The sequence below is a fragment of the Acidobacteriota bacterium genome, assembly GCA_016716715.1.
GTDB lineage: Bacteria > Acidobacteriota > Thermoanaerobaculia > UBA5066 > UBA5066 > Fen-183.
In genome coordinates, this window is record JADJVE010000005.1 from 129149 (window position 1) to 150247 (window position 21099).

Sequence of the window (21099 nt, forward strand, 5' to 3'; positions counted from 1 at the left end):
CGCCGTTCCGCATACCCGACCGTCTCCGGCGCGCCTGCGCGTTCCTGCTCCTCGCCGTCATGGCGTTCGGCGGGGCCGGCTCGGCGCCCGCGGCCGCGACCGAGGGCTTCGACCCCCTCCGTCAGATCACGGCGCAGCTCCTCCGCGCGAACCTCCTCATCCTCCAGGACATCAGCGGCTCCATGAAGCTCGACGTGTACGGAAACCTCCTCACGGAAGGCGAGGATTCCGTCGGCCGCCTCGTCTGGAACGTCACCTGTCTCGACAACAGCCCGGGCGCGACGCCGACGCCGACGGCCACCCCGACGTCCACGAGCACGCCCACGTCGACGACGACGTTCACGTTCACGTCGACCGCGACCCCCACGTACACGTACACCCCGACCGACACGTCGACGTCCACGCCCACGAACACGCCGACCGCCACGTCGACCTCGACGTCCACGCCGACCTCGACGTCCACGCCGACGTCCACGCCGACGAACACCTCGACGCCGACGCCGACGTCGACGCCCACGCCCACGAACACCCCGACGTCCACCCAGACGCCGACGTGGACCCCGACGAACACGTTTACCTCCACGAACACGGCGACGTCCACGCCGACGAACACGCCGACGTCCACGAAGACTCCGACGTGGACGGGGACGATGACGCCGTCCATCACGCCGACGAACACGAGCACGCCGTCGACCACGCCGACGTCCACGAAGACGCCGACGGGCACGAAGACGCCGACGAACACCTACACGTACACGGGCACGAAGACGCCCACGAAGACGCCGACGCGCACGTACACGTACACGGGCACGAAGACGCCGACGCCGACCAAGACGCCCACGAAAACGCCGACGGGGACGCCGACGCCGACATTCACGCGCACGTACACGTACACGTACACGCTGACGTACACGCCCACGATCACGCCGACCAAGACGCCCACGCCCACGAACACGCCGACGTACACCTACACGCCCACGGTGACGCCGACGAACACGAACACGCCCACGTCGACGAAGACGTTCACGGGGACGCCGACGAACACGCCGACGATCACACCCACGTCGACGAACACGCCGACGAACACGCCAACCTCGACGATCACGCCCACGTCGACGCCCACGAACACGTTCACGTCGACGGCGACGCCGACGTTTACGCCGACCAAGACGCCCACGCCGACGAACACGCCGACGTTCACCATCACGTTCACTCTCACGGTGACGCCGACGTCCACGTCCACGCCCACGGTGACGCCGACGTCCACGTCCACGCCCACGAAGACGCCGACGGGCACGAACACGCCCACGAACACGCCCACGGCGACGCCGACGTCCACGAACACGCCGACGTCGACGCCCAGCTCGACCCCGACCATCACGCCGACGGTCACGCAGACGTACACCTACACGTCGACGGCGACGGGGACGCCGACGGAAACGCCGACCACGACGCCGACTCCGACGGTCACGCCGACGTTCACGAAGACGAAGTCGTTCCTCGACCTGCCGCGCGACCCGCTCGTGAGGCCGGGGGAGCGATTCGAAGAGCGCATCGCCTCGGCGCGTCCGGCGCCCGCGCCGGCCCCGAAGTGGGGGCTCCCGCAGCCGGTCGCGGTCGTCGCCATGGCCGGCGGCGGCGCTGCCCGGTTCGGACTCGCCGCGCTCCTCGCGCCGGCGACGCCCACGCCGACGCCGTTCCCCTCCGGGCAGGCCGGCTGCCACCGCTGGAAGTACGCGCTGCACTGGGACCGCCCGTCGCGCCTCGCGACGCTGAAGAACGCGCTCGGCAACTCCGTCACGATCCAGAAGAACTTCAAGGCGCCGGGAACGGGCACCCAGGACGACTGGCCGGACCCGATCGCCCACAGCGTCGACTGGACCGGGGCGCCGAACGCGGGCGCGTGGGACTACACGAACCCGCCCGCGGCCGCGGCCACGAGCTTCCCGTACGATCACGACTGCGACGACTTCGTCAATGGCGGTCCCGCGTGCGCAGCGCCGAAGGCGGGCGATCCGGACGGCGAGCACCCCGGGATCTGGTACACGGCCGGGCCGCCCGACGGCGCCGGCGAGATCGTCGACTGGTCGTGGACGCTCAACTACGGCTACGGCAAGGCGCCCGGCCTCGACATCATCTACGGCCTCGACCCGGGGCCGCCGCTCCCGGTCTACGACCTCACGGCCGAGGCGGTGACCGGCAACTCGATCCCCGGGATCACGGGCACGCCGCTGGCGTTCCCGGACATCTGGACGACACGGGGCGGCCTGCCGATCACCGTTCAGGCCTCGGCCGGAGTCGGGGGCGCGAACCAGCCGACCTGGCAGACGCTCCTGCCGTCGGACGTGGTCGGCAAGACGCGGAACCAGGTCAACTGGGGTCTCATGACGTTCTCCGACGTGTCGGTGGACCCGCTCCAGTCGAAGTGGTGCGCCGACTCGGCCAACTACGACGTGAAGGTCCCGATCGTCTCCAACGACCTGGGCGACGTCACGGCGATCGAGGAATTCCTGCGCCTCAAGTACTACTCGAGCGGTTCACACCCGGGCCTGTCGGCCGCAGGCGGCACGCCGACGAAGGGCGCGATCGAGCGCGCGGGAACGTCGCTCCGGACGTCCTGGGACGCCGACCCGAAGCAGCGTTGCGCGCGCCCATGGGGCGTCATCCTCTGCACGGACGGGCTCTCGAACACCTGCAACACCGGCGGCACGCCCGACGCGGAGTGGGTTGCGGCTGCCGGGAACACGCCGTGCGAGAACGACGTGCCCAGCACGGACTTCCTGAACTACCCGCCCGGCGCGGCCGAAGCCGTTTACAAAACGGTCATGTCGGCGGGCGGCGGCGCCGCGGTCATCCGGCCGCGCACGTACGCGATCGGCATCGCGCCCGAGGTCGGCCGCTGCGAGCTGAACCGCGTCGCGTATCGCGGGCGCTCGGACGCCAGCGCGCCGAAGAAGGACGCCGGCTTCCTGCTCTACGACCCGGCGGAGCTCCCGTCGCCGAAGGGCGACGCCGACCTGCCGTACACCAACCCGGAGGAGTTCGGGCCCGGGGGCCCGAATCACTTCCGCGCGGACCAGTCTCCGGCGAAGGCGGGCGACTACGCGTTCTTCGCGCTCGACACGAAGTCGATCGTGAACGCCTTCCTCACGATCGTCGCGTCGACCGCGACGGGCGACTACTCCACGAGCGCCCCGGTTTCCGGCGCGGCCGTGGCGGCGGGCTCGATCGTCCTGCTGCCTTCGACGGAGTACCCGTCCTGGCGCGGCCACCTCCGCGCGCTCGACACGACCAAGGTGCCCGCGTCGGTGGGCTACGAGAAATGGGACGCGGGCGACGTGCTCCTGAACCCGGCGAAGCCGTGGCATCCGACGGTCGCGACGCGCGCCATCTACACGTGGGACCCCGCGACGGGGACCCTGATCCCCGTCGACACGACGCCCGCGAACGTGGCGGCGATGGCGGCGCTCGCCGGGGACCCGGCCTTCACGGCGAACGTCGTGGACTTCATCCGCGGCAACGACGGCACCCTCACGAACAAGAAGCGGGCCTGGATGCTCGGGCCGGCGATCAACTCGACGCCCGCGGTCGTGGGCCCGCCCTACCTCTACAAGCAGGCCGGCAACGTCGCCGACCACAAGCCGTTCGAGGCGACGTACGTGTCGCGGCGCGCGATGTCCTGGGTCGGCGCGGACGACGGGATGCTCCACGCGTTCGACTTCGACGACGGCACCGAGATCCTCGCGCTCCTGCCGCCGAACCTTCTCGCGAACCAGATCACGCTCTACAACAACGTCCCGTCGGGCGAGTCCGACACGGGCCAGCAGATCGAGCTCGCCCAGCACATCTGGGGCGTGGCGAACTCGTTCCGGTTCGCGGACGTCTGGTTCGCTTCGGGCTACAAGACCGTCGGCATCCTCACCGAGGGCCCCGCGGGAGACGTGGTCGCGGCGATCGACGTCACGCATCCGTACCCCGGGCGCGCCGCCGCCGGGCCGGACCCCGCCATCCCGGCCGACCCGAACTACGACGCCACGAAGCCCGTCGAGATCCTCTGGACGAAGAACGCCTCGGACTTCGTGGGGCTGCACGGCAGCTGGAGCCTGGCCGCGATCGCGCCGGACTCTTTCTCGACGAACCGGATGTTCTTCGGCGCGGGCATCAACCCCGCGAGCCTCTACAACGCGCAGGCGAACGCGACGCTCTTCATCGTCGACCCGACGGACGGCACGCTGAACCAGACGAAGACGATTCCGCTGACCGGCGTGCCGAGCCCGCTCGTGGGCCAGCAGACTTTCGCGGACTCGGTTTTCTTCCAGACGAAGGTGTCGGGCTACCTGCCCGACAACGTCGCGAACCTCTCGGTCCAGGCCGACACGGACGGCCGCGCGTGGTTCACGTACGGCGACTTCGCCGCCGGCACGGCGACGTCCAAGATCGGCATCGACCTCAACTCCGCCTCCGGAACGACGACGGTCAGGAACGCGGCCGGTCAAATCGTCTCGGCCGTCTCCGGTCCGGCTACGCCCCAGCCGATCTACTACTCGCCTTCCGCGACGGGCCAGGGCACGACGGGCTGCCAGATCTACGCGCTCGCGAGCGGCAGCCTCTACGAGACGAGCCCGGCGGTCTCCGGCTGGAACGTCAACCGCAGCGGCGCTCCGCTCGCCCCGTTCCCGGCCGGGCTGCCGTCGTTCACCCCGTACCTCTACATCGGCGTGAACCCGGTGAAGATCACCAACGCCGCCTTCGCGGCGGTGCCGATCGGGAAGGATCCCCTGCACCAGTACGTCGTCAAGCAGCTCATCGGCGGCGAGGTGCCCGAGGCGATCGACCTGCCGCCGGGCGACCCGGCGCTCACGGGGACGCCGCCGTTCACGAAGCTCGGGATCCACACGCAGGTCACGTCCTCGCCGATCATGATCGTGGACCAGACGGGCAAGGGCGAGGAACAGGCCCTGTTCCTGCTTTACGACCCCGACAACGGCTGCAACGGCATCTCGTACGTCGTGATCCTCACGTTCAAGATCCCGGCGAACTGCGACAAGCCGGCGGTCGCCCAGATTCAGGTCTTCGGCGCCGGTCCGGGCGCGGCGAGCGGCTTCACGCTCACGTCGGACAAGCTCTTCGCGTCCAAGTCCGGCGTCGGCCGCGGCCAGACGGCCGGCCTGCAGCAGGTCAACGTGCCCGTGAACACGCTGGCCGGCGCGCCCGCCTTCATGCCGATCTGGTGGAGAGACGTGAAGTAAGGGTTCGGCGCCGGTCCCGCTAAGATCCCGCGCATGGACGCGGGACCGGCTCGCCGGCGCTCTGCCGGCTTCTCACTCGCGGAGCTGCTCGTGACGCTCGCCGTCCTCGGGCTCGCGGTCTGGCTGGTCCTCCGCCTCGTGGACCGGCGCACGCGCGTCGCGGCGCCCGAGGGACCCGGCTCCCGGACGGCCGGCGTCGGCGAGGTGTCGCTCCGGGCGATCGTCAACGACGTTCGCGCCGCCGGCACCGGCGGCCTCTCGGCCGGCGATGCGTTCCGCCCGGTCGAGGACAACACGACGTCCGCCGGCCGGTACCTCTACCGGACCGGGTCCGGAGACACGGTCATCGTGCGAAACGGAACGGACCAGCTCGGATTGCGCGGCGTGATCCGGTCGCCCCTCGTGGCGCTCGGCGCCCGGGACGAGGTTTCGGGGGAGCTTCTCTCGGACGGCGTGCGCGCGCGGCCGGACGCCGCGGCCGTGCGTCTTCCGGCCGGAAAGGCCGCCGGCGCGGTCCGCGCGCGTCTCTCCGAAGCGGCCCCTCCGCGCAAGGCGTTCTTCCTGCTCCGCGACGCCGCGGGCCGCTGGGCCGTCGCCCGCGTCGTCTCCGCGGCCGAGGGCTCGCCGGGTTCGGCGCTCGACGTCGTCCTCGACTTCACCGACGGCGACGCCCGCGCGCTCAACCACGGGGGAGATCCGGGCGCCGCCGCGCGTCTCGGCGACGTGTCCGGCGGCGGCGTCTTCGACGACCTCGTCTGGTTCGTGGCTCAGGGCGAGGAAGGCCGGCCGCCGGACTTCGTGATGACGAACGACCCGCCGTCCCTCGCGTTTCCGCACCCGTATCTCGCCGCGGCGACGGGCGTCGGGGGCGACCGCTGGGACGTGCGGCGCGCGGGGGAGGACGTCGAGGATCTGCAGGTCGCGTGGGGCTTCGCCGGCCCCGCGGGCACGGCCTGGCGCGGCGACGTCGCGGGCTCTCCGGCGCCGCTCTCCGGCGAGCTCTCGGACGCCGCGGGACGGGCCCGGATCAAGGCGCTCAAGGTCGCGCTCTCCGTGAAGTCGGCTCACCGCATCGTCCGGAGCGCGGGCGCTCCGGCCCCGGAATTCTCCCGCCTCTTCAACGCGGCCCCCTTCGGGAAGATCCCGGGCGCCGCCCCGGTCGGCTGGGACGCGGTCCCGGAGCGGCGCGTGAGCTTCGACCGCGAGACACGGGAGGCCGTCGTCGCGCCGCCCGCGCTTCTCGAAGAGGGCCCGTGACGGGCGCACGGGTGTAAAATCGCGGATGCGGTTCGTACAAAGGGAGGGTCCATGCGACGGCTTCTGATCGCCATGGCGGTCTTCGCGGTCTGGGCGGGTGTGGCCGCGGCCGACGAGATCTGGCTCAAGGACGGCCGCTCGATCACGACGAAGAAACCAGTCGTGACGAAGGGCGCGAATGCTCTCATCACGACGGCCGACGGCGTCCTCGTCTCGGTCCCCCTTTCGGAGATCGACCAGGCGAAGACCGCGGAGGCGAAGGCGCGCGCCGCGGCGCCCGCCCCGGCGCCCACGCCGAACCTCATGAAGCCCATGACGCCGGCCGAGGCCGCCCGCCAGAAAAGCACGCGCAAGGCCGTCGTCACGCTGACGGACGACTCGGTGGCGCACGGGCTCGGAGACGAGGGGGGCGAGCAGAAGGCGACCGACGGCGAGGGAAGGGTCGAGATGGCGAACACGACCGCGACGCGCGGCAAGGACGGCTACGCGTTCACGGGCACGGTGATCAACAGCGGCTCCGGTCCGGTGACGGGCGTTTCCGTGACGATCGAGTCGGTCGGCAAGGACGGCAAGACGTTCTCGTCGACGTTCGCGACAGTCGCCAAGGACGCGCTCGGCCCGGGCGAGAAGTCGACGTTCACGGCGAGCGCGCCGCTCGAGGGCGAGGCCGCCTCGTTCCGCTACATGCCGCGCTGGCAGGTTCCGATCCCCGAGAAGACGGAGGACGAGAAGGCGAAGGCCCGGGCCGCCGGAGCGGGCGCGAAGAGCGACGCCGCGGCCGAGGGCGAGCCGACGCCGGCTCCGACGCCGCCGCCCGCGCCCACGCTCGTGCCGATCCCGCGCCCGGACGTCGCGCCGCCTTCGGCGAGCGGACCCGTGGGGAACCCGGCCAGCGGAACGTTCCTGCCGCCGCCCGACGGTCCGCGGACGACGGCCAAGCCGCCGTCCACCTGAGCGCGCGGCCGGGCCGGCCGTGATGAGCGCGGAGATCCTGCTCGTCGAGGACCGCGAGTCGCTGCGCGCGATGCTCGCCGAGACCCTCACGAACGAGGGCTACTCGGTGGAGGCCGTCGCGACCGGCGAGGAGGCCGTCCGCCGGCTCGGCGAGGGCCGCCGCTACGGCCTCGTCCTGACGGACCTGAAGATGCCCGGAGCCGACGGCATCGCCGTCCTCAAGGCCGCCGTCGCGGGGGACCCGTCCGTCCCGGTCGTCGTCCTCACGGGCTTCGGGACGGTCGAGACCGCGGTCACGGCGATGAAGAGCGGCGCGGCCGACTTCCTGAGTAAGCCCGTCGACCCGGACCTCCTGCTTCTCCTCGTCGAGCGCCACGTGCGGGCGCGCCGGTCGGCGGTCGCGCGCGTCCTGCTCGCCGAGGAGGCCGGGCTCGCGGGCATGCCGCAGATCGTCGGGTCCTCGCGCGCGCTCGCCGAGGCGCTCGAGCGCGTGCGGCACGCCGCGCCGTCCGACGTCACCGTCCTCCTCACGGGGGAGTCGGGCACGGGCAAGGAGCTCTTTGCCCGCGCGCTCCACGCGCTCTCGCCGCGCGCGCCCGGGCCGTTCGTCGCCGTGAACGTCGCCGCGCTGCCGGAGAGCCTCGTCGAAAACGAGCTCTTCGGGCACGAGCGCGGCGCCTACACGGGAGCGACGGAGCGCCGGGCCGGGCGCTTCGAGCTCGCGGACGGCGGGACGCTCTTTCTCGACGAGATCGGGGAGCTCCCGCCCGCCGCCCAGACGAAGCTCCTGCGGGTCGTGGAGGAGCGCACGTTCCTGCGCGTCGGCGGGACGGTCCCCATCACCGTGGACGTGCGGCTCGTCGCCGCGACGAACCGCGACCTCGCCCAGCGCGTGAAGAGCGGCGCCTTCCGCGAAGACCTGTTCTACCGCCTCGACGTCTTCCCCGTGCATCTCCCGCCGCTGCGCACGCGGCCCGAGGACATCCCGGCGCTCGTGAAGACCTTCGGGGCGGCGGCCGCGCGGCAGGTGAAGAAGCGCGACCTCGCGTTCTCCCCGGGCGCCCTCGAGAGGCTCGCGGCGCACGACTGGCCCGGCAACGTGCGGGAGCTGCGCAACGTGATCGAGCGCGCCGTGCTGCTCGCGCCGGGCGAGGTCGTGCGGCCCGCCGACATCGTCGTGGGCCTGCCGGGCGAGAGCGCGGTTCCGCATCCATCCCTCGACGGGACGCTCGAGGAGGCCGCCGAGCGCTGGAAGCGCGCGGGCGAGGCCGCCCGGATCCGGCGCGCGCTGGACGAGACGGGCGGCGACAAGGCGCGCGCGGCCGAAGAGCTGGGCGTCAACGTGCGCCGCCTCGTGCAGCGGATGAAGGAGCTGGGGCTCTAGCCGGACACGGACGCGAGGGCCTCACCGAGCTCCGCGTCCTCCTCCTCGGCGACGCTCCTCAGGTCGAGGAGGACGCGGCCGTCCTCGATTCGCGCGACGACGGGCAGGGCGAGGGCGCGCAGGGCCGCGGCGAGGGCGTCGGCCGCGAGCCCCGGCCGGCGCAGCGCGACGGCCGCGGAGGGCAGGGTCGACTCCGCCCCCGCGCCGCCTCCGGCGATCGCGGTCGACGCGACGGCCTCGGCGTCGAAGCCGCAGGCTCGCGCCCGTTCCGCCAGCCGGCCGGCGCGGAGGCGCAGGGAATCCAGGGAAGCTCCGAGCATCCGGAAGAACGGGACGTCGCCGCTCCGGCCTGAGAGGTGGAGATCGAGCGTGGCGGCGAGCGCGCCGAGGACGAGCTTGTCCGGGCGGAGGGCGCGCGCGAGCGGGTTCTTCGCACAGCGCGCGACGAGCTCCGCGCGGCCGAGGAGGATCCCGGCCTGCGGGCCGCCGAGGACCTTGTCGCCCGAGAAGCACACGAGGTCGGCGCCGGCGTCGAGCGCGTCGAGAGGCACCGGCTCGTCCGCGAGGCCCGGCTCCTCGAAGCGGCGCGGCGCGCCCGCGCCCGCGTCGTACACGAGGAACACGCCCCGCGGGCGGGCGAGCGCGGAGAGCGCCTCGAGAGTGACGTCCTCCGTGAAGCCGACGATCCGGTAGTTCGAGGGGCGCACCTTGAGGATGGCCGCGGCGCCCGCGTCGAGCGCGTCGGCGTAGTCCGAGAGAGTGGTCTTGTTCGTCGTCCCGACCTCGAGGAGCGAGGCCCCGCTCTTTCCGAGGATCGACGGCACGCGGAAGTCGCCGCCGATCGCGACGAGCTCGCCGCGCGAAACGGCCACGGGTTTTCCGTTCGCGAGCGTGTCGAGGGCGAGAAGGAGCGCGGCGGCCGCGTTCGTGACGGCGAGGGCGTCGACGTCCGTCCGCCCCGGCGCGAAGAGCTCGAGGAGCAGCGGACGGACGTGCTCGCCGCGCCGCCCGCGTTCGCCGGTCGCGAGGTCGAATTCCAGCGTCGAGAAACCCGCGGCGCGCGCGGCGGCCTCGACGGCAGCCGCGGCCAGCGGGGCGCGCCCGAGGTTCGTGTGGAGGAGGACGCCGGTGGCGTTCAGGACGCGCGCCGGCCCCGGCGGGCGCCGGGCCGCGAGACGCGCGGCGGCGCCCTGCAGGATCTCCTCGAGCGGGTCTCCGCCCGGCGCCTCGCGCCAGCGGGCGGCCGCCTCGCGCAGGGCGGCCTTGGCGCGCTCGCGGCCGTGCCGCCCGGAGAGGGCGCGGCCGGACGGGCTCTCGAGAAGCCGGTCCATCGAGGGCGGCCGCGGGCCGGAGTCCATGGCTACGGAATGTAGACTACTTTCACCTATGCCGGTCTCGATCGAGCGCGACCTCGACCTCCTCGAAAGGAGCCTCACGACTCTCAAGGTCGATTACGAGCGATTCTTCACCGGCGAGCTCCGGACGCCTCCGACGGCCGCCAGGCGAAAGGCCGAGGAGATCCTGCGGCGCGTCGGGAACGTCGAGATCGAGCGCGCCGCCGAACAGTTCCGGCTCCAGGCGGTGCAAGGCCGCTACACGGCCATGTCGGAGCTCTGGGACAAGCGCGTGGCGGCCAAAGAAGAGGGGCGGGGCCTCTTCCGGGCGCCCCGGCCGGCCGCGGCGGCGGTCCCCCCTCCTCCGCCCGCCCACCGGCCGAAGTCGGTCTCCTCCGACGGGGAGGGCTCCACGTCCGTAAAAGCGGTCGGACGGGGCGACATGAAGTCGCTTTTCGACCGCTTCTGCGCGGCGCGCGCGGCGGCCGGGGAGGACGTCTCGAAGCTCCGTTACGAACGATTCGAGGACCTCGTGAAAAAGCAGGCCGCCGAGATCCGCCGGACGACGGGCGCCACGCGCCTCGCGTTCGAGGTCCAGACCCGCGAGGGGAAGGTCCGGCTCGTCGGCCGGCCGCAGCCCGCGCCCGCGAAAGGGAAACCATGATGCTCGCCCGCTTCCTGCGTCCCGCCGCCGTTCTCCTCTTCGCGCTCGCGATCCCCGCGGCGGCCAAGGACGTCTACAGGGCTTTCCTCGACCCTGGAATTCCGCAGCACAAGGCCACGCTCGACATCCTCGCGCGCCTCGAGGCGACGCCGAACGACGCGTCGCTGCACAACGACCTCGGCTGTCTGATCGCGCGGGACGGCTTCTGGCGCGACGCGCTGCGCGAATTCGAGACGGCGCAGAAGCTCGACAAGAAGGACGGCCGTGCGCCGTACAACGCGGGGCTCGTCCAGACGACGCGCGGGGAGTGGGGCTCGGCGCGGTCGTCCTTCAAGACGGCGGTCGATCGCGATCCGGGCAACTGGCCCGCGTGGTGGATGCTGGGGTTTTCCGAGGAAAAGCTGGGGAACGCCGGCGCGGCCACGCAGGCCTACGCGCGCTCGCTGCGCGTCGACACGTCGCTCTTCGACGTGAAGCGGAATCCCTACGCGTTGCAGTCGCGCCTGAAGTCGCGCGTTCTGCTCGAGACGTTCGACGCGCGGTTCGCGCGCGCCGCGCTCCCGTCGACAGAGCAGCTCGCGCATCCGGATGTCCTGACGTCGTTCCAGTCCGGCCGCGTCGCGGTCACGGCGGCGCCGGGTCCGGTCGTGGCCGAGGAGGCGCACGGGCGGACCGCGGTCCCGGCGGGCCCGGGCGGCGGACCCGCGACCGTCGCCGCACCGGCCGGAGGCGGAGCGGTCGTCACGTCGGTTCCGCCCGTGAGCTCCAGCCGTCCGGCCGCTCCGGCCGCGCCGCTGGTCAGCGCTCCTGCGGCCCCGGCCCGGTCCAGCGGCCTCGAGGAGGCCCCGCCCTGGTTCCCGCAGACGTCGCCGGCCGGTCCCGCTCCGGCCAAGACGCCGCGTCCCGCCTCGAATCCCGATCCCGGCGGCACGACGACGCCCGCGCCGCCGCCCCCTCCGGGCCCCGGCGTCGGCTGACGCTCAGCCCTTCCACTTCGGGACGAAGAGTGTCGGGGATCCCGCGCCGCCGCCGGCGGCCGGGATGAATTTCAGGTCGTCTCCGACGGCCTCGATCCCGCGCAGCAGCTCCGAGAGGCGGCCCGAGAGAAGCGTCTCGGAGACGGCGTCCGTCGCCCGGCCTTTCTCGACCCAGTAGCCCGCGGCGTGCAGGCGGAAGCGGTCCGCGGCGAGGTCCAACTGGGGGCGCGAGAGGAGCACCGCGGCATAGAAGCCGCGCGCGAGCGAGCGCAGGAGGTCGAGCGGCGGGACTCCCGAGGACGGGTCGGCGAAGAAGTTCGTGACGCCGATCGCCGGGGGCTCGGAGAACGCGCGCCGGAAGGCGTTGCCCGTGGCTTCGGCGCCGAGGCGCTGGGCGGCCGCGACGTCGGTGAGGCGGGCCGCGAGACGGCCGCGCTCGAGGACGACGGTGCGTCCCTGGGGCGTTCCCTCCCCGTCGTGCGTCGTCCGCGTCGGGCCGCCCGGCGCGGACGCGTCGTCCACGAGCGTCAGGGCCGGAGCCGCGAACGCGTCGCGCCCGTCGCGCGTGCGCGCGGCGAGGAAGCCGTCCTCCTCCTCGCCGAAGAACGCGGGCGCGAGGCGCGCGACGATCGGCGCGGCCACGAGCGGGTCGAGGAGGAGGTCCCAGCGGCCCGGGTCGAGAGGGCGGCCCCTCAGGGGAAGCAGGACGCGGTCGACCGCGTGGTGGGCGAGGCGCGCGAGGCCGAGTTCCTCGGGACGCGCGGCGGCCGCCACGACCCGCGCGGACGCGCGGCCCGCCCCCGTGCGCGCCGACACGGTTGCCACGAGCGTCGCGGACGCGCTTCCGAAAGAGACGTCGCGTCCGGCCGTCGTCGCGACGCGCTCGGTCCGCGCGCCGAGCGTGAGCGCCGCCTCGCCGAGGAGAACCGCCCCGTCGCTCGCGGCGCCGAGAGCGCGGCGGAACGCGACGAGCAGTCCGCGCGCGGCGACCTCGTCGGGGCGCGCCGGCGGCGCGAGGAATTCCGGAGGCGCGGCTCCCGGGACGGCGGGAGCGGGGCGCGCGCCGCGGCGCGTGCGCGAGCGCGAGAGGAGAAGGCGCGCCTCGGCAGGCAGGGACTTCGCGGTCCCGGCGCCGGACGCCGCGAACGACGTGCGGCCGGAGCGGAACAGGCGCACGGCGAAGCCGCGCTCGGACGAGACGCTCGCGTGGAGGCTGTGCTCGTCCTCGACGAGCTCGAGCGCGGTCCCGCGGCGCTCGTAGACCTCCCCGCCCTCGCCGTCGTGCGCGGACGCGGATGCCGCGGCGAGCACCTCCTCGAACAGGGTGTCGGGCGGCGCCGTCACGGCCGGCCCGGAACGGCCGTGAGGCCGCGCAGGAGGATCGCGGGGGAGGCGCCCCCGACGGGCAGCGGCTCGCCCCGCTTGACGCAGAGGCCGAGGCCGCTCGCGGGCGCAGAGACCTCGCCGGGCTCGCCCCAGAGATTGCGCAGCGCCGTCAGCACGTCGGAGGTGAGGACGAATGGCGCGACGGCGGCGCCGAGGCGGCCGCGGCGCACGAGGTCGGCGCTCTCGACGAACAGCGAGAACCGCCCGGACTCCGGATCGGTGTGCCCCGCGGAGATCTCGCGCACGTAGAGGCCGCCGCCGCAGGCGTCGAGAAGCTCGTCGCGGCTCGCGCGCCCTCCGGACACGGTGAGCGCCGAGAGGCGCGGGCGCGGCGGTCGGCGGAAGTCTCCGCAGCGGCCGTGGCCGTTCGTCTCGGCGCCTGCGGTGCGCCGATCCGTCAGCACGCCCGCCACGCGGCCGTCCTCGAGGAGCGGCACGGGGCGCGCGGGCGTGCCCTCGTCGTCGGCGAGATACGAGCCGGGCAGCTCGCGGCGCGTCGGGTCGGACGTCACGAAATATCCGGGTGGCGCGACGGAGGCGCGCGCGACGCGCGTGAGGACCGACGTGCGCTCGCCGCCCTCGGCCTCGAGGGGATGACCGACCGCCTCGTGCCAGAACACGGAGGCCGCCTCCGGCGAGAGCACGACGTCGACTTTTCCCTCCGGCGCGCGGTGCGCGGGCACGGGGCGCGTCGCCTCCGCGAGGGCGCGGGAAAGCGCATCGCAGGCCGAGCCGAACGGCGCCGAGGACTGGAACGCGAACGAGCGGGTCGCGCCCGTCCGCCTGAGGACGCCCGTCGCCTCGAGGCGCGTCGCTTCGCCGCAGGCCACGAAGCCTCGCGCCGTCACGACGGCGCGCGAGACCGTGACGCGGGCGATCGCGAGCGTCATCGAAAGGCCGCGAGGGTCCGGCAGGGCGCGAGCGAGCGCGGACGCGATCAAGGTCGCGCGCCCTTCCTCGTCGGGGCCGGAAGGGCCGCGGCCTTCCGCGCGCGGCGGCGCGGCCTTCGTCTTGAAGAACGGCGCGCCGCCCGCGCGGCGGGCCGCCTCGCGCACGACCACCCTCAGCGCCTCGGGTCCGTCGCCGCCTGCCGCGACGAGAAGGGAATCCTTCCCGTGCGTCACGCGCACGGCGGTGCCGCTCTCCTCGACGATCGCGGGCGACTGGAGCCCGGCCTCCGTCGCGCTCCACGCGATCGCGCGGCGGCGCTCGCGGAACGCCTCGCCCCCTTCGCCGCGGCGGAGCATCCCCGAGACGATGCGGACGGCGTCCTCCGCGTCCTCGCGGAAGACCGTGACGGCGTCGCTCAACACGGAGGATTGTAGGAGCGGGCGGGGATCCCACGACGCGGAGGGCCGAGCGGGCGTATACAGGGCAGGACATGCCGGGATTGGTCTCGCTTCTTCTCGCACTGGTCACCGCCGCGGCGGAGACCCCGATGCCGCTCAACGTTCGCGTGGTCCCGGCGACGGACCCGAGGGGCGGCGTCTGGCACGTCCAGCTTTTCGAAGAATCTCCTGAAGGTCGGAAGCCCGTCGACGCGCGCCCCGTCGACGCGAGCGGGGCGTGGACATCGACCGCGGGGCGCGCGGGGTCGTTCTACCGGCTGCGCGTGAAGACGGAAGGCGGCGTCGGCTGGTGGGCCGACGAGAAGCCCTTCGAATGGGACGGAACGGACGCTGCGCGCGAGGTGCGGTGCTCTTCGAGCGCGTTTCGCGCGACGCTCGTCCTCGGGAAGAAGCCCCTCTCGGGGCGTGTGACGTTCACCGACAGGGACGGTCTCGTCGCGGTGACATTCGCCGCGAAGACGGACGGGACGTTCGAAGGCGTGCTCCCGCGCGACGGCTGGTGGAGCGTGACGGTCGCCGCGGACCGCCCGCACTTCAAGACGACGTTCGACGTGAAGGTGGATCCCGTGTTCCGCGACGGAACGCCGCCCGACGTCGAGATCCGGGTCGTGAGCAAAGTCATCCAGGGCGAGATCGTGGATCTGAAGAACGTGCGCGTTCCCGTCGCCTCGCTCAACGTTCGAGGAGGCGACAGAAATTCGGATTCTTTGAAGGTGGAGGGAGGTTCGTTCAAATGGGAGCGCGTCGTCGACGGGTGGATGTCCGTTGATGCCTCGGTCGCGGGCCCGGGGCAATTCGACCAGTCCCCGCGGCGCTCCGTCCGCGTCTCCGGCGGCTGGGTCGATCCGGGATTCCTCGCCCTCGAAATCAGGCCCACGTACGTGCTCAAGGCCCGGGCTGTGCTGCCTTCGGGCGAGCCGGCCGCCGGCGCGCGCATCCGGCTGCTCTCGTCCACCTTCTATGAAAATCTCCGAACTCCCACCGACGGCCGCTTCCAGACCACGGTCCGGGGCGGCGGCGAAAGCGCGTGCCTCCTCGTCGTCGATCCTTCGAAGGCCGCCCGGCTCGTGCCGGTGCCCGCGTCAGAGAGCGAGCAGGACGTGCCGGTCGCCGCCTGGCCCGGCACGCTCTCCCTGGAATTCACGCCGCGCGGTTCGCGCAGAATCGGAGCCCTCGTCGCGAACGGATGCAAGCTCTCGTGGTTCTGGTTCAACGCGATTCCGGGGGCGAAGAGCGCGGTCTCCGGGACGACGTCCACGTTCTCGTTCCGGGCTTCCGCAGGAGCCTACTCGCTCTGCGGGCTCGAATACGGCGAGTTCGACGACGACGCCGAGATCCCGCCCGAGGCCTGCGTCTCCGGCGTCCTTCCGCCCGGCGGAACCCTCCAGCTGCGACTCAATCCGTAGACGGCACTCGTCTCGAGGGTGGGATATCCTCGAATGTCCTATGGCCTTGTCAGACGCCCGGCTGGCCGCGCAGGCAGCCTACGTGGCGCGCCGCATCCTTTCCGAGGGGCTCGTGAAGACGGCCGCGGCCGCGGAGCTGCGCCGGGCGCTCGAGGCCTCCCTCGTGGAGGACCGCGACCGCGAGCGGGCGCTGGACGACGAAGTGAAGAAGATCCTCGCGCAGAACGCGGCGACGATCCGCGGCGCGGGTGTGGACTACGCGGAGATGTTCCGGAAGGCGAAGAAGATGCTCGCCGCCCAGAAGAAGATCCCGCTGTAAAGGAAGACCCATGACGCGGTCGATCGACGAACGGCTCGCGACGCTCGATTCCCTGAGAGAGAAGTCGCGGCTCGGAGGCGGCGCGGAGCGCCGCGAGAAGCAGCATAAGGCCGGCAAGCTCACGGCGCGCGAGCGGGTCGAGCTCCTCGGGGACCCCGGCTCCTTCGATGAAATCGACCCCTTCGTCGTCCACCGCGCCCGCGACTTCGGGATGGACGACCCCTCGAACGAGATTCCGGGCGACGGCGTCGTCGCGGGCTCCGTGCGCGTCGAAGGCCGGCCCGTCTTCGTGTTCGCCCAGGACTTCACGGTTTTCGGCGGATCTCTGTCCGAGACGAACGCCGCGAAGATCTGCAAGCTCATGGACCTCGCGATGAAGGTCGGAGCGCCCCTCGTCGGCCTCAACGACTCGGGCGGCGCGCGCATTCAGGAAGGCGTCGTCTCCCTCGGTGGCTACGCGGACATCTTCCTGCGCAACACGCTGGCGTCGGGCGTCGTTCCCCAGATCAGCGCGATCCTCGGCCCCTGCGCGGGCGGCGCCGTCTACTCGCCCGCGATCACGGACTTCGTCCTCATGACGCGCGGGACGAGCTCGATGTTCGTGACCGGGCCCGACGTCATCAAGACCGTCACGCACGAGGACGTCACGAAGGAGGCGCTCGGCGGCGCCGACACGCACGCGTCCGTCTCCGGCGTCGCGCACGTCGTCGCGGACTCCGACGCGGACTGCCTGAACCGCATCCGTACGCTCCTCGGCTTCTTTCCGTCGAACAACCAGGAAGACCCGCCGAAGCGCGAGAACGGCGACCCCGTCGACCGCGAGGACCCCGAGCTCGACCGCGTCGTGCCGCCTTCGCCGAACCAGCCGTACGACATGATCGGGCTCATCAAGCGCATCGTGGACGACGGGGAGCTCTTCGAGATCCACGCCGACTACGCGAAGAACATCGTCGTCGGCTTCGCGCGCCTCGGCGGCAAGCCCGTCGGAATCGTCGCGAACCAGCCGGACCACCTCGCGGGCGTCCTCGACATCGACGCCTCCGTGAAGGGCGCGCGCTTCGTGCGCTTCTGCGACGCCTTCAACATCCCGCTCGTCACCTTCGAGGACGTCCCGGGCTTCCTCCCGGGCACGAAGCAGGAGTTCGGCGGGATCATCCGCCACGGCGCCAAGCTCCTCTACGCGTTCGCCGAGGCGACGGTCCCGAAGCTCACGGTCATCACGCGCAAGGCGTACGGCGGCGCCTACTGCGTCATGTCGTCCAAGCACCTCCGGACGGACTTCAACTACGCGTGGCCGACGGCCGAGATCGCCGTCATGGGCGCCGAGGGCGCCGTGAACATCCTCTATCACCGCGAGCTCGCGGCCTCGAAGCACCCGGCCGAGGCGCGGGCCGAGAAGATCGCCGAGTACGAGGAGGCCTTCGCGAACCCTTACGTCGCGGCGCGGCGCGGCTACGTCGACGACGTCATCGCGCCGCGAACGACGCGGCCGCGCCTCATCCGCGCCCTGGACCTCCTCGGAAACAAGCGCGAGGTCATGCCGCAGAAAAAGCACGGAAATATTCCGCTATGAGCGCGCCGCGTCTCCTGATCGCCAACCGCGGAGAGATCGCCGTCCGGATCATCCGCGCCTGCCGCGACCTCGGCGTCTCGCCGGTGGCCGTCTATTCCGAGGCCGACCGCGGGTCGCTGCACGTCCGCCTCGCGGACCACGCCGTCGCGATCGGCCCGCCGCCCGCGCGCGAGAGCTACCTCGTCCCGGAGAAACTGATCGCCGCCGCCAGAAAGACCGGCGCGACGCTCGTCCACCCCGGCTTCGGGTTCCTCTCCGAGAACGCCGCGTTCGCGCAGGCCGTGATCGACGCGGGCCTCACGTGGGTGGGGCCGCGGCCCTTCTCGATCGGCGCGATGGGCAGCAAGACGGAGTCGCGCCAGCGGATGCTGGCGGCGGGCGTCCCCGTCGTCCCCGGCATGACGACGCCCGCGGCGTCGGCCGCCGAGATCGCGGCGTTTGGCCGGGAGAACGGCTTCCCGCTTCTCCTCAAGGCGGCGGCGGGCGGCGGCGGCAAGGGCATGCGCGTCGTGCGCGCCGAGTCCGAGGTCGCGGAGGCCTTCACGCGGACGCAGAGCGAGGCAAAGTCCTACTTCGCCGACGACCGCGTGTACGCCGAGCTCTTCGTCGAGCACCCGCGGCACATCGAGGTCCAGATCCTCGGCGACGCGACGGGCAAGGTCCTCGCGATCGGCGAGCGCGAGTGCTCGCTGCAGCGGCGCCACCAGAAGGTCATGGAGGAGTGCCCGTCGGCGGCCGTCTCGCCCGAGCTCCGCGCGAAGATGGAAGCCGTCGCGGTCGCGGCCGGGAAGGCCGTCGATTACGTCTCGGCGGGGACCGTGGAGTTCCTCCTCGCGAAGGACGGGCGATTCTTCTTCCTCGAGATGAACACCCGCATCCAGGTCGAGCACCCCGTCACGGAGATGGTGTACGGCGTCGACCTCGTCGCCGAGATGATCCGGATCGCGCTCGGCCAGCCCATGTCGCTCGCCGAAAAGCCCGCGTTGCGCGGCCACGCGATCGAGTGCCGCGTGTACGCCGAGGACCCGGGGCGCGCGTTCGCGCCGTCGCCGGGACGCATCACGGCGCTGCGCTGGCCGGGCGGGCCCGGCATCCGCGTGGACGCCGGCCTCACGGCGGGCGACGTCGTCCCGCTCGACTACGACCCGATGGTCGCGAAGATCACCGCCTGGGGCGTGGACCGCGACGAGGCGCGCCGCCGGATGCTCCGCGCGCTCGCGGAGACGCGCATCCAGGGAATCCAGACGTCCGTGCCGTTCTTCGTCTCCCTCCTCCACGACCCGCGCGTCGTGAAGAACGACATCTCGACGCAGTTTCTCGACACCTACAAGTACGAGCCGCCCGTGGCGGAGGAAGGCGTCCGCGACCTCGCGCTCTCCGCGGCCGTCCTCGAGGCCCTCGAGCAGACGAAGAGCGTCCGGCCGCAGACGAAGGGCGCGGTGCCGGCACCGTGGCGCACGGTCCGGCCGACCCACGGGGTGCGTTGATGCAATACCACGCGAGATTCCCGGGCGGCGCCCCCGGCGGCGTCGCTCTCCGCGTCGAGGCCCCGCCTCCCTCCTACGCGATCGAGACCGAGGGCCGCGTCCTCGCGGGCAACGCGCGGCGGCTCGGAGACGGCGTGTGGTCCCTCGTGACCGCCGAGGGCCGGCAGGCCGAGGTCCGGATCGAGCGGACGCCCGACGGCGGGATGCGCGTGCGCATCGGCGCCGTCACGTTCGAGTTCGACCTCCTCGACGAGCTCACGGCGCGGGCCCTCCTTGCGACCGGAGGCCGCACCGTGCGCAGGGCCAAGCACGTCGCGGCCGCGATGCCGGGCCGTGTTCTGCGCGTCCTCGTCGCCGTGGGAGACGCGGTCACGGCGGGCCAGCCGCTCGTCGTCCTCGAGGCCATGAAGATGGAAAACGAGGTCAAGTCGCCGCAGGACGGCGTCATCTCCGGGATCGCCGTCGCGGCGGGGCAGCCCGTCAACGCGGGCGAGGTCCTCGTCCGGTTCGCGTCGGACCCGGCCTGACGCTTAATCTCCGCCTCATGAAGACGACCGCCCGAATTGCCGCCGCGCTCCTCTTCGCTTTCGGTCTCTCGTGTCACGCCGCCCAGACCGCGCCGCCGGCAGCAGCCGCCAAGCCGGCCGCCGCGAAGGCCGATCCGCTGACGGAGTGGGCCGGCGGGCTCTTCGCCTGGGGCGCCGGCCAGACCACGCTCGAGGAGATCACGACGGTCAAGATCCCGGGCACGCGGATCTTCCTCGCGAAGCGGGCCTACACGGTCGACCCGGGGATGAACGACCAGGCGCATCTTTTCGTCGAGGACGGCAAGGTCCTGATCGGCGACATCTTCTACGACGAGGACCGCGCGAAGAACCCGGGGCCGGTCCGCACGGACTCCGACCTCACGAGCATGCGCGGCAAGCTGAAGCAGCTCCTCGTCGGCGGCTTCTCGGTCGCGCTCGATCCGGCCCGCGACCGGAAGAACTGGAAGGGCGTGACGGTGCGGACGGACACGGGCTACGGGTCCACTCCGATGAGCGCCTACATCAAGGCGGACGACGGCACGCTGCTCGTCCTCGGCCGGTGGTGGGATCGCAACCGCCCGATCGCGGAGCAGCGGCGCGAGGTGATCAAGCTGACAGGCGTCCCGATGACCGGGCCGGCCGACGCCAAGGTCACGATCGTGGAGTATTCCGACATGCAGTGCGGCTTCTGCAAGAAGCGGACGGCGGACTTCGACGCCCTCGTCTCGAAGCTCGGGAAGGAGCTGAAGATCAAGCGGTACCTCAAGTCGTTCCCGCTGACGGGCATCCACCCCTGGGCCTTCCGCGCGGCCTCGGCGGGGCGCTGCTTCTTCGATCTGCAGGGCGCCGACTCGTTCTTCCGCTGGAAGGCGCAGGTCTACGCGAAGCAGGACGAGCTCTCGGTGGCGGGAGTCGACGCGTTCGCCATCGACTTCGCGTATGCGAACGACATCAAGGACCAGGATTTCCGCGCGTGCTACCTGCAGGCGAAGTCGAACGACAAGATCCACGCGGATCTGAACGAGGGCTGGGCCCTGCGCGTGCGGTCGACGCCGAGCTACTACATCGACGGCGTGCTCGTGTCGTGGTTCTCCGACAACCTCATGGAGGAGTTTCTCCGCACGACGTACCTCGGCGGCAAGGGCCTCCCGCTTCCGGCGGCGCCGGCGGCGGCTCCCGCCGCCGCCCCGAAGCACTAGTTCGGGTTTCCGGAGGCGGGGAGGATCGCTTAAT

At 72.2% G+C, this 21099-nt stretch carries 17 protein-coding genes and 1 pseudogene; 12 read left to right on the plus strand and 6 right to left on the minus strand.

Annotated elements, in window-relative coordinates; all coding sequences use genetic code 11:
* Nucleotides 1-121 precede the first annotated feature (121 nt).
* The 3 genes from IPL89_09795 to IPL89_09805 are packed head-to-tail and all read right to left on the minus strand — an operon-like array spanning nucleotide 122 to nucleotide 1273.
* The gene (locus tag IPL89_09795) at nucleotides 122-745 is read right to left on the minus strand and encodes a hypothetical protein (protein MBK9063472.1); all 624 of its coding nucleotides are present in this window, start codon (nucleotides 743-745) and stop codon (nucleotides 122-124) included.
* Nucleotides 746-967 (minus strand): hypothetical protein, encoded by a 222-nt coding sequence (locus tag IPL89_09800; protein MBK9063473.1) that lies wholly within the window; start codon nucleotides 965-967, stop codon nucleotides 746-748.
* A complete protein-coding gene (locus IPL89_09805; GenBank protein ID MBK9063474.1) occupies nucleotides 968-1273 on the minus strand; it encodes a hypothetical protein in 306 nt (101 codons plus the stop codon).
* Here IPL89_09805 and IPL89_09810 point away from each other — a divergent pair.
* The 4 genes from IPL89_09810 to IPL89_09825 are packed head-to-tail and all read left to right on the plus strand — an operon-like array spanning nucleotide 1251 to nucleotide 8844.
* On the plus strand, nucleotides 1251-5249 hold the full coding sequence (locus IPL89_09810) for a hypothetical protein (GenBank protein ID MBK9063475.1): 3999 nt from the start codon (nucleotides 1251-1253) through the stop codon (nucleotides 5247-5249). The two genes, IPL89_09805 and IPL89_09810, sit on opposite strands and share 23 nt — an antisense overlap.
* 33 nt (nucleotides 5250-5282) lie before the next feature.
* Entirely contained in the window at nucleotides 5283-6506 is a 1224-nt protein-coding gene (locus IPL89_09815) for a prepilin-type N-terminal cleavage/methylation domain-containing protein (protein MBK9063476.1), read from the plus strand.
* Nucleotides 6507-6557: 51 nt separating this feature from the next.
* On the plus strand, nucleotides 6558-7460 hold the full coding sequence (locus IPL89_09820) for a hypothetical protein (protein MBK9063477.1): 903 nt from the start codon (nucleotides 6558-6560) through the stop codon (nucleotides 7458-7460).
* 22 nt (nucleotides 7461-7482) lie between these two features.
* Nucleotides 7483-8844 carry a sigma-54-dependent Fis family transcriptional regulator gene (locus IPL89_09825; protein ID MBK9063478.1) on the plus strand — a complete coding sequence of 454 codons (1362 nt, stop codon included), beginning with the start codon at nucleotides 7483-7485 and terminating at the stop codon, nucleotides 8842-8844.
* Here IPL89_09825 and selA read toward each other — a convergent pair.
* On the minus strand, nucleotides 8841-10202 hold the full coding sequence (gene selA, locus IPL89_09830; GenBank protein MBK9063479.1) for an L-seryl-tRNA(Sec) selenium transferase: 1362 nt from the start codon (nucleotides 10200-10202) through the stop codon (nucleotides 8841-8843). The genes IPL89_09825 and selA overlap by 4 nt on opposite strands.
* Before the next feature lie 28 nt (nucleotides 10203-10230).
* On the opposite strand from selA, the gene IPL89_09835 reads away from it, so the two are divergent.
* On the plus strand, nucleotides 10231-10842 hold the full coding sequence (locus IPL89_09835) for a hypothetical protein (protein MBK9063480.1): 612 nt from the start codon (nucleotides 10231-10233) through the stop codon (nucleotides 10840-10842).
* Nucleotides 10839-11819: a tetratricopeptide repeat protein gene (locus tag IPL89_09840; GenBank protein MBK9063481.1), complete on the plus strand. Its 981-nt coding sequence runs from the start codon at nucleotides 10839-10841 to the stop codon at nucleotides 11817-11819. Before IPL89_09835 ends, IPL89_09840 begins: the two co-directional genes overlap by 4 nt.
* Nucleotides 11820-11822: 3 nt before the next feature.
* On the opposite strand, the gene IPL89_09845 is transcribed toward IPL89_09840, so the two are convergent.
* Both IPL89_09845 and IPL89_09850 read right to left on the minus strand, forming a co-directional pair.
* On the minus strand, nucleotides 11823-13163 hold the full coding sequence (locus tag IPL89_09845) for a TldD/PmbA family protein (protein ID MBK9063482.1): 1341 nt from the start codon (nucleotides 13161-13163) through the stop codon (nucleotides 11823-11825).
* Nucleotides 13160-14515, minus strand: coding sequence for a TldD/PmbA family protein (locus IPL89_09850; protein ID MBK9063483.1), 1356 nt, complete (start codon nucleotides 14513-14515; stop codon nucleotides 13160-13162). Before IPL89_09850 ends, IPL89_09845 begins: the two co-directional genes overlap by 4 nt.
* A gap of 71 nt (nucleotides 14516-14586) precedes the next feature.
* Here IPL89_09850 and IPL89_09855 point away from each other — a divergent pair, with 71 nt between their 5' ends.
* From IPL89_09855 to IPL89_09880, 6 genes and pseudogenes are all read left to right on the plus strand, one after another.
* Nucleotides 14587-15960, plus strand: coding sequence for a hypothetical protein (locus tag IPL89_09855; protein ID MBK9063484.1), 1374 nt, complete (start codon nucleotides 14587-14589; stop codon nucleotides 15958-15960).
* 40 nt (nucleotides 15961-16000) lie between these two features.
* On the plus strand, nucleotides 16001-16279 hold the full coding sequence (locus tag IPL89_09860) for a DUF507 family protein (GenBank protein MBK9063485.1): 279 nt from the start codon (nucleotides 16001-16003) through the stop codon (nucleotides 16277-16279).
* Between the two features lie 10 nt (nucleotides 16280-16289).
* Nucleotides 16290-17852: an acyl-CoA carboxylase subunit beta gene (locus IPL89_09865; GenBank protein ID MBK9063486.1), complete on the plus strand. Its 1563-nt coding sequence runs from the start codon at nucleotides 16290-16292 to the stop codon at nucleotides 17850-17852.
* Nucleotides 17849-19299, plus strand: a pseudogene (locus IPL89_09870) (ATP-grasp domain-containing protein). The gene IPL89_09865 and the pseudogene IPL89_09870 overlap by 4 nt, the downstream one beginning before the upstream one ends.
* 243 nt (nucleotides 19300-19542) lie before the next feature.
* Entirely contained in the window at nucleotides 19543-19866 is a 324-nt protein-coding gene (locus IPL89_09875; GenBank protein ID MBK9063487.1) for an acetyl-CoA carboxylase biotin carboxyl carrier protein subunit, read from the plus strand.
* 17 nt (nucleotides 19867-19883) lie between these two features.
* Nucleotides 19884-21065 carry a DsbA family protein gene (locus IPL89_09880; protein MBK9063488.1) on the plus strand — a complete coding sequence of 394 codons (1182 nt, stop codon included), beginning with the start codon at nucleotides 19884-19886 and terminating at the stop codon, nucleotides 21063-21065.
* Nucleotides 21066-21099 lie beyond the last annotated feature (34 nt).

What these genes read in the sequence shown, in the direction of transcription:
- IPL89_09815 (MBK9063476.1), top strand. Translation starts at nt 5,283, where the DNA reads ATGGACGCGGGACCGGCTCGCCGGCGCTCTGCCGGCTTCTCACTCGCG.
- IPL89_09820 (MBK9063477.1), top strand. Translation starts at nt 6,558, where the DNA reads ATGCGACGGCTTCTGATCGCCATGGCGGTCTTCGCGGTCTGGGCGGGT.
- IPL89_09825 (MBK9063478.1), top strand. Translation starts at nt 7,483, where the DNA reads ATGAGCGCGGAGATCCTGCTCGTCGAGGACCGCGAGTCGCTGCGCGCG.
- selA (MBK9063479.1), bottom strand. Translation starts at nt 10,202, where the DNA reads ATGGACTCCGGCCCGCGGCCGCCCTCGATGGACCGGCTTCTCGAGAGC.
- IPL89_09835 (MBK9063480.1), top strand. Translation starts at nt 10,231, where the DNA reads ATGCCGGTCTCGATCGAGCGCGACCTCGACCTCCTCGAAAGGAGCCTC.
- IPL89_09840 (MBK9063481.1), top strand. Translation starts at nt 10,839, where the DNA reads ATGATGCTCGCCCGCTTCCTGCGTCCCGCCGCCGTTCTCCTCTTCGCG.
- IPL89_09855 (MBK9063484.1), top strand. Translation starts at nt 14,587, where the DNA reads ATGCCGGGATTGGTCTCGCTTCTTCTCGCACTGGTCACCGCCGCGGCG.
- IPL89_09860 (MBK9063485.1), top strand. Translation starts at nt 16,001, where the DNA reads ATGGCCTTGTCAGACGCCCGGCTGGCCGCGCAGGCAGCCTACGTGGCG.
- IPL89_09865 (MBK9063486.1), top strand. Translation starts at nt 16,290, where the DNA reads ATGACGCGGTCGATCGACGAACGGCTCGCGACGCTCGATTCCCTGAGA.
- IPL89_09875 (MBK9063487.1), top strand. Translation starts at nt 19,543, where the DNA reads ATGCGCGTGCGCATCGGCGCCGTCACGTTCGAGTTCGACCTCCTCGAC.
- IPL89_09880 (MBK9063488.1), top strand. Translation starts at nt 19,884, where the DNA reads ATGAAGACGACCGCCCGAATTGCCGCCGCGCTCCTCTTCGCTTTCGGT.